The sequence below is a fragment of the Mycobacterium sp. genome, from assembly GCF_032159775.1.
In the GTDB taxonomy this organism is placed as follows: domain Bacteria; phylum Actinomycetota; class Actinomycetes; order Mycobacteriales; family Mycobacteriaceae; genus Mycobacterium.
This window is the reverse complement of sequence record NZ_JAVHWK010000138.1, coordinates 1-15,259: the sequence shown is the minus strand read 5'-3', so window position 1 is coordinate 15,259 and position 15,259 is coordinate 1. Positions and strand designations below refer to the sequence as shown.

General features: G+C 67.1%; 14 protein-coding genes and 1 tRNA gene. 8 read left to right on the top strand and 7 right to left on the bottom strand.

Going from position 1 to position 15,259, the window contains the following annotated elements; genetic code table 11:
• Nucleotide 1: 1 nt before the first annotated feature.
• From QOJ24_RS18605 to QOJ24_RS18590, 4 genes are all read right to left on the bottom strand, one after another.
• On the bottom strand, nt 2-493 hold the full coding sequence (locus QOJ24_RS18605; RefSeq protein ID WP_526263838.1) for a DUF501 domain-containing protein: 492 nt from the start codon (nt 491-493) through the stop codon (nt 2-4).
• Nucleotides 486-1,160: an FtsB family cell division protein gene (locus QOJ24_RS18600; protein WP_526263836.1), complete on the bottom strand. Its 675-nt coding sequence runs from the start codon at nt 1,158-1,160 to the stop codon at nt 486-488. The genes QOJ24_RS18605 and QOJ24_RS18600 overlap by 8 nt, the downstream gene beginning before the upstream one ends.
• A 3-nt stretch (nt 1,161-1,163) precedes the next feature.
• Nucleotides 1,164-2,453: a phosphopyruvate hydratase gene (gene eno, locus QOJ24_RS18595; protein WP_526263834.1), complete on the bottom strand. Its 1,290-nt coding sequence runs from the start codon at nt 2,451-2,453 to the stop codon at nt 1,164-1,166.
• Nucleotides 2,454-2,525: 72 nt separating this feature from the next.
• Nucleotides 2,526-3,257 carry a lytic transglycosylase domain-containing protein gene (locus tag QOJ24_RS18590; RefSeq protein ID WP_526263832.1) on the bottom strand — a complete coding sequence of 244 codons (732 nt, stop codon included), beginning with the start codon at nt 3,255-3,257 and terminating at the stop codon, nt 2,526-2,528.
• 177 nt (nt 3,258-3,434) lie between these two features.
• On the opposite strand from QOJ24_RS18590, the gene QOJ24_RS18585 reads away from it, so the two are divergent.
• Both QOJ24_RS18585 and efeB read left to right on the top strand, forming a co-directional pair.
• Complete coding sequence (locus tag QOJ24_RS18585) at nt 3,435-4,364, top strand: EfeM/EfeO family lipoprotein (protein WP_526263830.1); 930 nt, start codon at nt 3,435-3,437, stop codon at nt 4,362-4,364.
• Nucleotides 4,361-5,623, top strand: coding sequence for an iron uptake transporter deferrochelatase/peroxidase subunit (gene efeB, locus QOJ24_RS18580; protein ID WP_526263828.1), 1,263 nt, complete (start codon nt 4,361-4,363; stop codon nt 5,621-5,623). Before QOJ24_RS18585 ends, efeB begins: the two co-directional genes overlap by 4 nt.
• A gap of 14 nt (nt 5,624-5,637) precedes the next feature.
• Here efeB and QOJ24_RS18575 read toward each other — a convergent pair whose 3' ends face one another.
• The 3 genes from QOJ24_RS18575 to QOJ24_RS18565 form a co-directional block, all read right to left on the bottom strand.
• Nucleotides 5,638-6,774 carry a nucleoside triphosphate pyrophosphohydrolase gene (locus QOJ24_RS18575; RefSeq protein WP_526263826.1) on the bottom strand — a complete coding sequence of 379 codons (1,137 nt, stop codon included), beginning with the start codon at nt 6,772-6,774 and terminating at the stop codon, nt 5,638-5,640.
• Nucleotides 6,771-10,430, bottom strand: a complete 3,660-nt coding sequence (gene mfd / locus QOJ24_RS18570; RefSeq protein WP_526263825.1) for a transcription-repair coupling factor — start codon at nt 10,428-10,430, stop codon at nt 6,771-6,773. The genes QOJ24_RS18575 and mfd overlap by 4 nt, the downstream gene beginning before the upstream one ends.
• Nucleotides 10,431-10,505: 75 nt before the next feature.
• A complete protein-coding gene (locus QOJ24_RS18565) occupies nt 10,506-11,108 on the bottom strand; it encodes a TetR/AcrR family transcriptional regulator (RefSeq protein WP_526263844.1) in 603 nt (200 codons plus the stop codon).
• 86 nt (nt 11,109-11,194) lie between these two features.
• On the opposite strand from QOJ24_RS18565, the gene QOJ24_RS18560 reads away from it, so the two are divergent.
• The 6 genes from QOJ24_RS18560 to QOJ24_RS18535 all read left to right on the top strand — a co-directional run.
• Nucleotides 11,195-11,266, top strand: a tRNA-Gln gene (locus QOJ24_RS18560).
• A gap of 37 nt (nt 11,267-11,303) precedes the next feature.
• Nucleotides 11,304-12,812, top strand: coding sequence for a bifunctional UDP-N-acetylglucosamine diphosphorylase/glucosamine-1-phosphate N-acetyltransferase GlmU (gene glmU / locus QOJ24_RS18555; protein WP_526263823.1), 1,509 nt, complete (start codon nt 11,304-11,306; stop codon nt 12,810-12,812).
• 102 nt (nt 12,813-12,914) lie between these two features.
• On the top strand, nt 12,915-13,895 hold the full coding sequence (locus QOJ24_RS18550; RefSeq protein WP_526263842.1) for a ribose-phosphate diphosphokinase: 981 nt from the start codon (nt 12,915-12,917) through the stop codon (nt 13,893-13,895).
• Nucleotides 13,895-14,239 carry an arsenate reductase (glutaredoxin) gene (gene arsC / locus QOJ24_RS18545; protein WP_526263821.1) on the top strand — a complete coding sequence of 115 codons (345 nt, stop codon included), beginning with the start codon at nt 13,895-13,897 and terminating at the stop codon, nt 14,237-14,239. Before QOJ24_RS18550 ends, arsC begins: the two co-directional genes overlap by 1 nt.
• A 26-nt stretch (nt 14,240-14,265) precedes the next feature.
• Entirely contained in the window at nt 14,266-14,886 is a 621-nt protein-coding gene (locus QOJ24_RS18540; RefSeq protein ID WP_526263840.1) for an LpqN/LpqT family lipoprotein, read from the top strand.
• A gap of 31 nt (nt 14,887-14,917) precedes the next feature.
• Nucleotides 14,918-15,259 (top strand): SDR family NAD(P)-dependent oxidoreductase (locus tag QOJ24_RS18535; protein WP_526263819.1); only part of this gene is annotated, 342 nt, incomplete at its 3' end.

Genomic DNA, 15,259 nt, shown 5'->3' with positions numbered 1-15,259 from the left:
CTCACGTCCACACCTTCCCATCCAGGATCCCCACCATGCCCGGCTCGGCAGCCAGCAGCGCCAGCGCCTCGTCCCCAAACGGATTCACACCAGGACCCTTGGCCAGCGAGTGCGCGATCAGCACATGCAGACACTTCACCCGCTCGGGCATGCCGCCGCCGGAGAACGTGGTACCCAGCGACAAGATCGCATCGCGTTCCGCCAGATACGACTCGTGCGCCCGGCGGTACGCGGCGGCCAACTCCGGGTCGTCATGCAGACGATCGGTCATATCCCGCATCAAGCCCGATGACTCGAGCCGGCTCGCTGCGGCCGTCAACACCGGATGCGTCAGGTAGTACAGCGTCGGAAACGGTGTTCCATCAGGCAGTCTCGGAACTGTCTTGACGACCCCGGGCTCTCCGTTCGGGCATCGATAGGCGATCTCGAGGACGCCGCGAGGCTCGCGCCCCAACTGCCGCGCGACGGCGTCGAGATCCGACCGGTCAACCACCGGGAGGCGGTGCCGGCGGCGCGGGCGGAACGGACGGCACCGTGGTCGGGACATTGTGCGGGTCGTCGGCGATGGTGTGCCACAGCGCCGTGTACCACGGCTGGCCTGCCCGGGCGGCCGCGACTTCTTGAGCCGGCTCCCCAGGCAGCACGGCGCCGGGAGGCAACTGCACCTGAAATGGGATATCGCCCGGCTTGACGAAGCCGAGTCGCTCGCGGGCCTGCGCCGCAATGTAAACGGGGTCAGCCAATTTCGCCTTCTGCTCCTCGAGCTGGGCGATCTCGGTGCGCAGCCGTTCCTCACTGGCCGCCAGCTGCTTCATCTCGGTGCGCTGGCCGAAATAGGTCCGCACCGGGCCCGCGATCGTCAACGTGAGCACACAGACCACGGCGGCGAGAATGGCCGCCCGCCGCGCGGCGGAACCCAGCCGCTGCTCGGACTGCTGTTCGGCCGTCTCGGCGATCGACTGGCGAATCGAGTCTGCGCTCGACTCGTCATCGGGCTGCGGCTTGGCCCGTGTTTCGGTCTTGCGCGGCTCCCGCCGCACCGGCGAGCCCGTCCGCGGTCGGCCCTTGCCGGCGTCGCCCGGCTTGCCCGACTTGGCTGACTTGGCCGGTCGGGATGCCGGGGACCGCCGCTTCGGGTCGGGCCGCTTCGCTTCGGGCACGGGCTATTTGGCCTCCGGGGCAAACCTGGGGAACGCGAGGTCACCGGCGTAGCGCGCGGCATCCCCCAGCGTCTCCTCAATACGCAGCAGCTGATTGTATTTCGCGACGCGCTCGCTGCGGGCGGGCGCGCCGGTCTTGATCTGACCGCTGCCGACCGCGACCGCCAGGTCAGCGATCGTGGTGTCCTCGGTTTCGCCGCTGCGGTGGCTCATCATCGTGCGATATCCACTGTTGTGCGCCAGCGACACCGCATCGAGAGTCTCGGTCAGAGTGCCGATCTGGTTCACCTTCACCAGCAGGGCGTTCGCCGCACCGCGCTCGATACCCTCCTCGAGCCGCTCCGGGTTGGTGACGAAGAGGTCGTCGCCCACGATCTGGACGCGATCGCCGATCGCATTCGTCAGGTTGACCCAGCCGTCCCAGTCGTCCTCGGAAAGCGGGTCCTCGATCGAGACCAGTGGATAGGCGTCGATCAGCCCGGCATAGAACTCCGCCATCTGGTCGGCGCTGCGGGTCTCCTTTTCGAAGTTGTAACCCGTTCCGTCGGTGAAGAATTCGGTGGCCGCGACATCCAGTGCCAGCGCCACGTCGGTGCCTGCCTTGAAGCCCGTCGCGTCGATCGCCGACAGGATCAGATCGAGCGCGGCTTTGGTGCCTGCAACGTCCGGTGCGAACCCGCCTTCGTCGCCGAGGCCGGTCGCCAGCCCCTGCTTCTTCAGCACCGCCTTCAGCGAGTGGTACACCTCCGCGCCCCACCGCAGCGACTCCTTGAAGTTCGGCGCACCGATCGGGGCGACCATGAACTCCTGGACGTCGACGCCGGTGTCGGCGTGCGCGCCGCCGTTGAGGATGTTCATCATCGGTACCGGCAGGATGTGGGCGTTGGGGCCGCCGACGTAACGGAACAGGGGCAGCCCGGCCGACTCGGCGGCGGCCTTGGCCACCGCGAGCGATACGCCGAGGATCGCGTTGGCGCCGAGCCGGGACTTGTCGGGTGTGCCGTCGAGGTCGAGAAGGGCCTGGTCGATCAGCCGCTGATCGTCAGCGCTCAAGCCGATGACCGCGGGTGCGATCTCGTCCAACACCGCCTCGACGGCCTTGTGCACACCTTTGCCGCCGTAGCGTGAGCCGCCGTCGCGAAGTTCGACCGCCTCGTGCTCGCCGGTGGAGGCGCCGGACGGCACCGCTGCCCTGGCGAATGTGCCGTCGGTCAGGGCCAACTCGACCTCGACGGTCGGGTTGCCGCGGGAGTCGAGGATTTCGCGAGCTCCGACCTGCTCGATGATGGGCACTGGCGTTCTCCTTGATCGGTCGGGTTGGGCTGCGGGCCTAAGCCTAGAACGTGCCCGCCGGGACGGTGCGACTTAAAGTGGGTGGCCGTCGGCGTAGGCGGTCGCCCAATCCCGCACGGTGCGGGCGTACTGCTCGGAGAGGTTGTAGGCGCGCAGCGCATTCATCCAGCCCCGCGGCGTCGAGAGATCCTTGCCCCGCCAGCACAGATAGCCCGCGGCCGACAGCGCCGCGTCGTCGAAGTTGTCGGGGCTGACCTTGCCGTCGTTGTTGGCGTCGACCCCGTAGAGCCGCCATGTCTCGGGGATGAACTGCATGGGCCCCATCGCGCGGTCGAGACCTCCGTCGCCGTCGAGCATTCCTCCGTCGCTGTCGATGATCTCGAGGTTGCCCATCGTGCCGTCCAGTCGCACCCCCCTGATAGGCGGCGTGACATCGCCGTTCGGCGCGATGTTCGCGCCACGGTAGGTGCCGTGGTGGCTCTCCACCATCCCGATCCCGGCCAGCGTCGGCCAGCTGATGTGGCAGTCGGGGTTCTCCACCTCGGCCACCCTGGCCGCGTACGCGTAGGCCTCCAGCGCTGTTTTCGGGATCCCGAGCGTCGGCGCGCGTTCCGCCGCCCAGTCATGCAGCTGGTCTGCGGGCCTGCCCTTGATATGGGTGTCGACCTGCGGCACCGGATCGCCCGCCGGCGGCGGCACGCCCTCGGGAATCGGGGTGCCGAGCTGCCATGAGCAGCTGGAAGCCATCAGCAGCGCTGTCGCACCGATCACGGCGACAGCCCGCAGCCAAAGCACTGGCAACACCGGACTCCCTCAAACCCCTTATTTCTTGCCCTCCATCGTCCCACGGCCCGCTGAGTGCCCGGCGAGACCGCGCTGCGGCCCGCCCTTTCTTAGGGCAGGCAAACAATATTTAGGTGTGCCTACCCTCGGCAGGGCAAAACGTTGTAATGTTCCCCGCGTCAACTACGAGGAGGCTCAATGAAACTGCATCTCGCCTGGCCCGTGTCGGTTACGACCGCGGCCTTGGTCCTTGCCGGATGCTCCAGCAGCGATTCGGGCAGCACCGACGAGAGCAGCGCCTCGAGTTCGGCCAGCGAGACATCGACGTCGGCGGCCGCCGCGCCCGGCCCCGAGCTTCAGAAGGCGGCTGACGACTACAAGGGCTACGCCGTGGCCCAGTCGGCCGAGTTGGTCAAGGTCGTCAAGGTGTTCACCGACGCTGTGCGCGCGGGAAATCTCAAGGCCGCCCAGGATGCCTTCGCGCCTTCGCGTCAGCCGTGGGAGCGCATCGAGCCCATCGCCGAACTCGTCGAAGACACCGATGCCAAGACCGACTCGCGCGTCGACGACTTCGCCAATGTCGACGACCCGGCCTTCACCGGCTGGCACCGGCTCGAGTACCTCCTGTTCGAGAAGAACACCACCGAGGGCGGCGCGCCCTTCGCCGATCACCTCGACGCCGATATCGCCAACCTGCAGAAGCAGCTGCCGAGCGTCGAGGTCAAGCCGATCAATGTAGCCAACGGCGCGGCCGAGCTCATCGAAGAGGTGTCCCAAGGCAAGCTGACCGGCGAGGAGGATCGCTACTCCAAGACCGACCTGTGGGATTTCGACGCGAATCTGCAGGGTTCGCAGGTCGCCGTCGACAAGCTGAGCGGACCGCTGAAGGACGCCGACGCTGAGCTGCTCGGCAAGATCTCCGCAGGCTTCTCCCAGTTGTTCGACACCATGCGGCCGCTGCGTCAAGGCGACGGCTGGGTCAACTTCTGCCCGGAGAACAGCGAGTTCCCGTCGCCGCGCTGCCCCTCGGTCACCGTGACGCCACAAGTCGCCGACGCACTGAAGGCCCAGCTGGCCGGGCTTTCGGAGAACCTGTCGCAAATCGCGGGGGCCCTGAAGCTAAGTTGACCGACCGCACGCAACGACGAGGAATCTCGCGCCGCGGCTTCGTCACCGGGGCGCTGGGTACCGGTGTCGCGGTAGGCGCGGGCGCGGCGCTGGCCGGTTGTTCGTCGCCCCAGCCGACCGCGCCTCCGGTCCCGCAAGCCGCATTCATCCCATTCGAGGGTGCGCACCAGGCCGGCATCACCACGCTGCCGATCCCCGAGCAAGGTTTGATCGCGTCGTTCAACCTGCACGTGCGCAATCGCGCAGGACTGAAGGCGACGCTGCAGGACCTCACCGACGAGATCCGCGGTCTGATGGCGGGCAAGCCGCCCGAAACCCGCGATCCGGCCTATCCGCCCGTCGACTCGGGAATCCTCGGCGAGAAGCCGCCCGCCGACAACCTGTCCGTGCTTGTCGGCGTCGGGGCGTCGCTCTTCGACGACCGGTTCGGTCTGGCCGATCGCAAGCCCAAGGAACTGGACACCATGCCGTTCCTGGCCAACGACAGGCTGGACCCGAAGCTGTCCCACGGCGACATCTCGATCATCCTCGAGGCTGGGCACAACGACACCGTGCAGTTCGCGCTCCGGCAGTTGATGCGCCGCACCAGAAGCGAACTGACCCTGCGGTGGATGATCGACGGATACGCCCGAGGCATCGGTGCGGGCCAGACGTCGGAAGCCACGACTCCGCGGAACCTGTTGGGCTTCAAGGACGGAACGGCCAACCTCGATGTCGACGACGGTGCGTTGATGGATCGGCATGTCTGGGTGCAACCCGACGACGGCGAGCCGGAGTGGGCGGTCGGCGGCTCTTATCAGGCCGTCCGGATCATCCGGATGTTCGTCGAGTTCTGGGATCGCACCCGACTTGCGGAGCAGGAGACGCTCATCGGGCGTAAGAAGGTCAGCGGCGCACCGCTCGGCATGACCGACGAATTCGCCGACCCGGACTACGCCGAAGACCCCGACGGCAAGCGGATCCCGTTGGACGCCCACATCAGGCTCGCCAACCCCCGCACCACGCAGACCGAGCAGAACCGCATCCTGCGAAGGGGTTTCAACTATTCGCGTGGTTTCGACGGCGCGGGCCGGCTTGACCAGGGGCTGGCGTTCATCGCCTACCAGCGCAGCCTGAAGAAGGGGTTCCTCACTGTGCAGAACCGGCTGAAAGGCGAGCCGCTCGAGGAGTACATCATGCCCGTGGGTGGCGGCTTCTTCTTCGTGCTGCCGGGGATTACCGGGTCAGACCGCTTCCTCGGCGATCAGCTGGTCGACTGACCCTGCGCTGCCCGCTATTTGGGCTCGACGACCCCGACCTCGTCTGCGGGCTCCACGGGTTCGATTCCGTTAATGCCGAGGTCTTCAGGCGTCGGCTCGGGGACCTCGACAGGTCCGGGTTCGGGCACGTCGACCGGCCCCGGTTCCGGCACCTCGACGGGCGACGGCTCCGGAATGCGGTCCGGCGCGGGCTCGGTGTCGGCGACAGGCTGCGCTGAGGGCCAAAACGCCCGCCATTCATCTGAGGTGATGACCCCGAGCGAGGCGATGTCGAGCTCTTCGGGAACGTCCTCGCCGCGGCGGGCGGCGGCGATCGCCCGCTCCACCGTGCGCACAGTGTCGATGAACTCCAAAACGACTGTCCGCACATCGTTCTCGGCATCGCCGGAGGGAGCCACCGAGACGCTCGTCATCGCCGCGGGAATCAGATCGGCGGGCAAACCGGACTGCGTCACCCGGTCAATCACCTTCTGCGCCAAGGCCAATGCGGGCTGGCCCGTTGGCACACCGTCCAAGACCGAGTTGAGCGATTTCGCCCGCTTCTCCATGGCCTTGCGCTCTTCCCACTGCGCGAGTTGGTCGGTCAGCGATATCGGCTCGCCCGCGAGCACCGCGGGAACGCGGTTGGCCAGCTTCCGAAGCAGCGAGTCGGCGACGTCGTCGATGGAGAACGGGTGCTGCGGAGCGTCCTCGGCGATGCGGGCCTGAAACAACACCTGCAGGAGAACATCGCCAAGCTCCTCGCGAAGTTCGTCGGCGTTGCCGCTGCGCACCGCGTCGAACAGCTCGTAGGTCTCCTCCAGCAGGAAACGGCGCAGCGAGTCGTGCGTCTGCTCGCTCTCCCACGGACCCGCCGTGCGGAGTTTGTCCATCATCGTGACGGCGTCGATCAGCCGCTCACCGCCCTGCGGGTCCGGAGCGGCGATCAGCTTGTCGCCTGCAGCCAGTCGAGTCCGCACCGCGGGATGGTCGGGATCCGAGGACAGCAGCACCGGTGCGTCGTCACCCTCGTATGCCGGCCGCGCCGACGGCAGCGACCACGGCACCTTGACCGGCATCTCCTCGGTGTACTGGACGTCGCCTGCAAGCAGTTCGACGGCCTCGACTGGAATCAGAGAGGGGCGGCGCGGATCGACCAGAACGACAGTCATCTCGCTTGTCGCTTGTCGTCCGTCACCGCTGTACCTCCGACGTTGGTTATATCAACATCGTCCTGCGGTTTTCCATTCAGGGCCAATACCAAACCGGCCACCATCCGGATCAGCTCGAGGTCGCGTATCCGGGGTGCGCCGACCCCGCTGCCCGACCGCGGAATCGGCACCTGCACCGTCGACGTCGTCGCACGGTAGTTCGCGCTCGGATACATCCGTTTCAGCCGCATTTGCGCGGAATCCAACAACGTCAGCGGCGACACCCGCAGCGTCGCCTCCGACGGTGCGCTGATCTCGGTGACGCCGTACTCGCGGGCCAACAACCGCAACCGCGCCACCGACACCAGTAGTTGCGCCGGTTCGGGCAACGGGCCGTACCGGTCGACGAGCTCGTCCACCACCGCACCGACGGCGTCCTGATCGGCGGCCGATGCCAGCCGGCGATAGCCCTCCAGCCGCAGCCGGTCGCTGGCGATGTAGTCCGGCGGGAGGTTCGCGTCGACAGGAAGATCGATGCGGACATCCTTCGGTTCCTCTACGGCGGCAACGGTTTTGCCGTCCGCGGCGGCGCGGTAGGCCTCGACGGCCTCGCCGACCAGCCGCACGTACAGGTCGAATCCGACGCCGGCGACGTGCCCGGACTGTTCGACACCGAGCACGTTGCCCGCGCCGCGAATCTCCAAGTCCTTCATCGCGACGGCCATGCCGGCGCCGAGTTCGTTGTTCTGCGCGATGGTGGCCAGCCGGTCATACGCCGTCTCGGTCAGCGGAACCTCGGGCGGATACATGAAGTACGCGTATCCGCGCTCACGGCTGCGCCCCACCCGTCCGCGCAACTGGTGCAGCTGCGACAGCCCGAACGTGTCGGCCCGTTCGACGATCAACGTGTTGGCGTTGGAGATGTCGAGGCCCGTCTCGACGATCGTCGTGCAGACCAGGATGTCGTATTCGCGGTTCCAGAACCCCTCGACGGTGCGTTCCAGCTGCTCCTCGGGCATCTGTCCGTGCGCGACCACCACGCGCGCCTCGGGCACCAGCGCCTGCAACCGCGCGGCTGTCTGGTCGATCGACCGCACTCGGTTGTGGATGTAGAACGCCTGCCCGTCGCGCAGCAGTTCGCGGCGCAGCGCCGCGGCGATCTGCTTGTCGTCGTGCTGACCGACGTAGGTCAGCACCGGGTAGCGCTCCTCGGGCGGGGTGAGGATCGTCGACATCTCCCTGATCCCGGCAAGGCTCATCTCCAGGGTGCGGGGAATCGGCGTTGCGCTCATCGTCAGCACGTCGACGTGGGTGCGCATCGACTTGATGTGCTCCTTGTGCTCGACGCCGAACCGCTGCTCCTCGTCCACGACGACCAGGCCGAGGTCTTTCCAGGTCACCCCGGTCTGGATCAGCCGGTGGGTGCCGATCACGATGTCGACCGACCCGTTCTTCATGCCCTCGAGCACCGCCCGCGACTCGGTGGGACTGGTGAACCGCGACAGCCCCTTCACCGTGACCGGAAACCCGGCCATCCGTTCGCTGAACGTCTGCAGGTGCTGGTCGGCCAGCAGCGTCGTCGGCACCAGCACCGCCACCTGCTTGCCGTCCTGCACCGCCTTGAACGCCGCGCGCACCGCGATCTCTGTCTTGCCGTAGCCGACATCGCCGCAGATCACCCGGTCCATCGGGATCGGCTTCTCCATATCGCCCTTGACCTCGGTGATGGCGGTGAGCTGATCGACCGTCTCGGTGAAGCCGAAGGCGTCCTCCATCTCGGCCTGCCACGGGGTGTCCGGGCCGAACGCGTACCCCGGCGACGCCTGCCGTTTGGCGTACAGCGACACCAGCTCGCTGGCGATCGCGCGGACGGCCCGCCGTGCCTTGGTTTTGGTGTTGGCCCAGTCGCTGCCACCCAGTCGGCTCAGCGTCGGCGCTTCGCCGCCGACGTACCGCGAAAGCTGGTCGAGCGAGTCCATCGGCACGAACAGCTTGTCCGACCCGCCGCCGCGCTTGCTCGACGCGTACTCCAGCACCAGGTACTCGCGCCGCGCGCCGCCGACGGTGCGTTCCACCATTTCGACGAACCGGCCGATGCCGTGCTGGTCGTGCACCACCAAATCGCCTGCGGTGAGCGCGAGCGGGTCGACGACGTTGCGGCGTTTTGCTGCCAGCCGCTTGCCTTCCGGCGCGGTGACCCGGTTGCCGGTGAGGTCGGTTTCGGTGATCACGACGAGGTTGGCCCCGGCCAGCACCACGCCGTCGTGCAGCGGTCCCTTGAGCACGCCGACGACACCCGGCTTGGGCGTCTCGCCCGGCTCCAGCATCGCCGCGGGCGTGTCGGCGTCGGCGAGCTGTTCGCAGACGCGGTGCGCGGTGCCGGTGCCCGGCGTTACGACGGCCGCCGATCCGCCGGTGGCGACGTGCGCGCGCAGCATCGCGAAAATCTCGTCGACACTCGACTGCTGTCCGCGGGCCGAGGGTGACGGCCGGATATCCAGCTCGATCGCCGCTTCATCACTCAGCTGGCTGAGCGTCCACCACGGGTGCCCGCCCGAGCGGGCGGCCGCGGCGACGTCGTCGAGACCCAGATAACCCGATGCGCCCAGTTCCTCGAGGTCGATGGGCGCGTCTCCGCCCACCGCCGCCGTCGACCACGACGCTTCGAGGAACTCGCGGCCCGTCTTGATGAGGTCAGCGGCCCTGGTGCGGATCTTCTCGGGATCGCAGATCAGCAGCGGCGTGTGCGCGGGCAGGTGGTCGCTGAGCTGGGACAGTTCGGCGGGCCGTAGCAGTGGAAGGAGTGCCTCCATGCCGTCGACGGGAATGCCCTCGCCGAGTTTGGCCAGCATGTCGGGCACGCTGCCGGGCACGTCGTTTTCGGTTCGCGGATGATCGGCCGCGAGCTCGAAGGCGCGCAGCCGGACGTCGTCGGTCAGCAGCAGCTCGCGACACGGCACCGCGATGACGGTTTCGACGTCGATGTCGGGGATCGAGCGCTGGTCGGCGACCGCGAACATCCGCATCTCGGAGATCTCGTCGCCCCAGAACTCGATACGCACCGGGTGTTCGGCGGTCGGCGGGAACACGTCGAGGATGCCGCCGCGCACCGCGAACTCGCCCCGCTTTCCGACCATGTCGACGCGGGTGTACGCCAGCTCCACCAGCCGGTGGATGACGGCTTCGAAGTCGGCTTCCTCGCCGAGTGTGAGGGTGACGGGTTCGATGTCGGCCACATCGGGCGCCATCGGTTGCACCAGCGAGCGCACCGTGGTGACCACGACCCGCAACGGCGGCCCGAGCCGCTCGTCGTCGGGGTGCGCCAACCGGCGCAGCACCATCAGCCGCGCGCCGACGGTGTCCACGCCCGGCGAGAGCCGTTCGTGCGGCAACGTCTCCCAGGACGGGAACAGCGCCGCGGATTCACCGAAGACGCCGCGCAACTCGGCGGTCAGATCGTCGGCCTCGCGGCCGGTCGCGGTGATGACAAGAAGCGGTGTCGCCTGGGCCAGCGCGCTGGCGGCGAACAGCCGTGCGCTCGCCGGGCCGATCAGCGTGAGTTCGGCGGGTCTGTCGGCGGCACGGCTGATGACGTCCTGCAGACAAGGATCGCGCAGTGCCAGCTCAACCAGCCCAGCGATCGGGGTTTGGACACTAACGGTCCCCGATGCGGTCATGATGCAATCCATCCTAGTTACTTGCGAATTGGGCGCGCTCACGTGCGCTCAGCGTCGATTACCGCGCCGAAATCACTACTCGTCGAGCAGCGGTGGATCGTCCTCGAGGTGCATCAGCCCGTTCCAGCAGAGGTTGACCAGATGTGCGGCGACGACTTCCTTCTTCGGCTCGCGCACGTCGAGCCACCACTGCGCCGTCATGGACACCGACCCGACGAGCGCCTGGGCATACAGCGGCGCCATGTCGGGATCGAGGCCGCGGCGCGAGAAGTCGCCGGCCAGGATCGACGACACCTGGTTGACGGCGTCGTTCAGCAACGTGGAATAGGTGCCCGAGGTGATAGCTGCCGGGGAGTCACGGATGAGGATGCGGAACCCGTCGGTGCGTTCGTCGACGTAGGTCAGCAGGGCCAGCGTGACGCGCTCGATGCGTAGCCGCGACCTGTTGTTGGTGGTCCTTGTCAGCGACGACGTGATCCCGTCGAGCAGAGCCGACATCTCCCGGTCCACCACCACCGCATAGAGGCCCTCCTTGCCGCCGAAATGCTCATAGACGACGGGTTTGGAGACGTTGGCGCGCTGCGCGATCTCCTCGACGGAGGTGCCCTCGTAACCGCGCTCAGCGAACAACGATCGTGCGATGTCGATGAGCTGGTGACGCCGCTCGGCACCGGTCATTCGGGCGCGGGGTACGCGCAGTTCCTTGTCCGGTGCAGCCACACCTGTCAGCCTAGTTGCTTCGACTAGCATCACGAGTTGATCAGTCCGTCGTGGTGTAATCGGCAGCACCTCTGATTTTGGTTCAGATAGTTCAGGTTCGAGTCCTGGCGACGGAGCGAGGACCGGAGCGAGTGGGAGCCGAGGCGGTGACAGATGACTGAGCACGGCCAATCCGCGGTCCTGGTGATGGCCGCAGGCGCAGGCACCCGGATGCGGTCGGACACCCCGAAGGTGTTGCACACCCTGGCGGGCCGCAGCATGCTGTCGCACGTCCTGCACTCGGTCACCAAGGTCGCCCCGCAGCACCTGGTGGTGGTGCTGGGCCATGACCGCGAGCGCATCACTCCTGCCGTGGCCGAGTTGGCCGAGGCGCTTGGCCGCACGATTGATATTGCGGTCCAGGAGGAGCAGCGCGGCACCGGGCACGCCGTCGCCTGCGGGCTGACCGCCCTGCCCGCCGACTTCGCCGGCACCGTGGTGGTGACGTCTGGCGACGTTCCGCTGATGGACGCCGAAACCCTTGCCGACCTGATCGCCGCCCACAGTTCCGAAACCGCTGCCGCGACGGTGGTGACCACGACGGTGCCCGACCCGACGGGTTACGGCAGGATTCTGCGCACGCAGGACCGCGAGGTCATCGGCATCGTCGAGGAGTTCGACGCGACCCCGTCGCAGAAGGCCATCGGCGAGGTCAACGCGGGCGTGTACGCGTTCGACATGGAGGATTTGCGCTCGGCACTGGACCGGCTGCGGCCGCACAACGCCCAGCAGGAGCTTTACCTCACCGACGTCATCTCCATCATCAGGCAGGACGGCCGGATCGTGCAGGCCAAGCACGTCGACGACGCCGCGCTGGTGGCAGGCATCAACGACCGCGTGCAGCTGGCCGAGCTGGCCGCCGAGCTGAACCGGCGGATCGTGGCCGCCCATCAACGGGCGGGCGTGACCATCGTCGACCCCGCCTCCACTTGGATCGACGTCGACGTGACCGTCGGCCGCGACACGGTCATCCAGCCCGGCACCCAGCTGCTCGGCGCCACCACCGTCGGCGGCCGCTGCATCATCGGACCGGACACGACGCTGGCCGACGTCATGGTGGGTGACGCCGCCTCGGTGGTGCGCACCCACGGCGGTCAGTCGACGATCGGCGACGGCGCAGTCGTCGGTCCGTTCACCTTCCTGCGACCCGGCACCGAACTCGGTGCCGACGGCAAGCTCGGCGCCTTCGTCGAGACGAAGAACTCCGTCATCGGCACTGGCACGAAGGTTCCGCACCTGACCTACGTCGGCGACGCGGACATCGGCGAGCACAGCAATATCGGCGCGTCGAGCGTCTTCGTCAACTACGACGGCGAAACCAAACGGCGCACCACGATCGGGTCGCACGTACGCACCGGCTCCGACACCATGTTCGTCGCGCCGGTCACCATCGGCGACGGCGCCTACACCGGGGCGGGCACCGTGGTGCGCGACGACGTGCCGCCGGGCGCACTCGCGGTGTCGGCTGGTCCGCAGCGCAATATCGAGGGCTGGGTGGAGCACAAGCGACCCGGTTCGGCTGCGGCTGCCGCAGCGGCGGCAGCATTGAGCAGCGCCGAGGCGGCCCAGCGCGCCAACAAGGCGGGCGACGACTCGAACCCCGAAGACGTCAATACGACGTGAACTGGTCGGTTTCCGTTCTTGATCTTGCAACCCGGCCACGGGCGTCCAGCTGTGAAACGTACGATGAGGCCGACATCGATCCCCGACCAGCAAGGGCACACTGTGGGCACCGAGTGGACCGACAACCGCAAGAACTTGATGCTGTTCTCCGGTCGCGCGCACCCGGAACTCGCTGACCAGGTCGCCAAGGATCTCGACGTCCCGGTCACCGCGCAGAGCGCGCGCGACTTCGCCAACGGCGAGATCTTCGTCCGTTTCGACGAATCGGTCCGCGGTTGCGACGCGTTCGTGCTGCAGAGCCACCCCGCACCGCTGAACCACTGGCTGATGGAACAGCTGATCATGATCGATGCGCTCAAGCGCGGCAGCGCCAAGCGGATCACCGCGATCCTGCCGTTCTACCCCTACGCGCGTCAGGACAAGAAGCACCGCGGACGCGAGCCGATCTCGGCACGACTGGTGGCCGACCTGCTCAAGACCGCAGGCGCCAACCGGATTCTGACCGTCGATCTGCACACCGACCAGATCCAGGGCTTCTTCGACGGACCTGTCGACCACATGCGCGCACAGAACCTGCTCACCGGCTACATCGCCGAGAACTACCCCGACCACGACATGGTCGTGGTGTCGCCGGATTCGGGCCGCGTGCGAGTGGCCGAGAAATGGGCCGACTCGCTCGGCGGCGTGCCGCTGGCCTTCATCCACAAAACCCGCGACCCGCTGGTTCCCAACCAGGTGGTGTCCAACCGAGTCGTCGGCGACGTTCGCGGTAAAACCTGCGTCCTGACCGACGACATGATCGACACCGGCGGCACCATTGCCGGTGCGGTGAAGCTACTGCACCAGGACGGCGCCAAGGACGTCATCATCGCCGCCACGCACGGCGTGCTGTCCGATCCGGCCCCGCAGCGGCTCGCCGACTGCGGCGCCCGCGAGGTGATCGTCACCAACACCCTGCCGATCGGCGAGGACAAGCAGTTCCCGCAGCTGACGGTCTTGTCCATCGCGCCACTGCTGGCCAGTACCATTCGCGCGGTGTTCGAGAATGGCTCGGTGACAGGACTTTTCGACGGGTCCGCGTAGTGCCTGATTCGGTCATCTATCACAATCCCCGCTGCACAACCTCACGCAAGGCGCTGGAGCTGTTGCGGGACAACGGCATCGAGCCTGACGTGATTCAGTACCTGAAGACGCCGCCGTCGCGCGACGAACTGGTCACGTTGATCAACGACGCCGGGATCGAGGTGCGCACCGCGGTTCGCAAGCGTGAACCGCTCTACGCCGAACTGAACCTCGCCGACGCCGACGACGACGCCCTGCTCGACGCGATGGCCACCCATCCGATCCTGATCGAGCGGCCGTTCGTCGTCACACCAAGAGGCACCCGGTTGGCCAGGCCACTCGACTCCGTTCGCGAGATTCTGTGACCCGTCACCGCATAGCGGCGATCATCATGTTGCTCGTCGTGGCCGCGGCAGGCTGCGGCGACAAGTCGCCTGACTACACATCGCTGCTGACCACCACCACCACGAGCACCAAGCCGTCGTCGACCGAGCCACCGGTTCCGATCGCGCAGTACCTGGAAGGCGCGGGCGTCGTCGGACAACCCATCGCCCCCGACAAGCTGACCGATCTGATCGTGACGATGCCGAAGCCGAAAGGCTGGGAGCAGTACAGCAATCCAAGGTTCGCGCCGGGTACCCGCGTCATCGCCAAAGGCGACACCTACCCCACCGCGATGCTGATCGTGTTCAAGCTCAGCGGGGGAGACTTCGATACCAAGAAGGCCATCGAACACGGCAACGCCGATGCCGAGCTGTCGGAGAACTTCAAGAAGCTCAACGCTTCCCTCGACGACTGGAAGGGTTTCCCTTCGTCGATGATCGAGGGCAGCTACGACCTCAACGGCAAACGGATGCACAGCTACAACCGGATCGTCATCGCCACCGGCGCGCCGCCGGCCAACCAGCGCTACCTCGTTCAGTTCACCGTGACCGGCTACGCCGACAAGGCTCAGGCGGAGGCGTCCGATATCGAGGCGATCATCGCCGGGTTCAACGTCGCCAAAAAATAGTCCCTACGGGACCGCGGCTAAGGTGTCTGCCATGACTGGATGGACCGCCGCGGACCTGCCTTCTTTCGCCGGACGCACCGTCGTCGTCACCGGCGCCAACAGCGGCCTCGGGGCGGTGACCGCGCGCGAACTGGCTCGGGTCGGCGCCAGGGTGATTCTGGCCTGCCGCAACACCGACAAGGGTGACGCGGCCGCGGCCGGCATGACCGGAGAGGACGAGGTGCGCAAGCTCGACCTCCAGAGCCTGGCCTCGGTACGTGCGTTCGCCGACGGCGTCGACACGCTCGACGTGCTCGTCAACAACGCGGGCATCATGGCCGTGCCGTTCGCGCACACCTCCGACGGCTTCGAAAGCCAGATCGGCACCAACCAC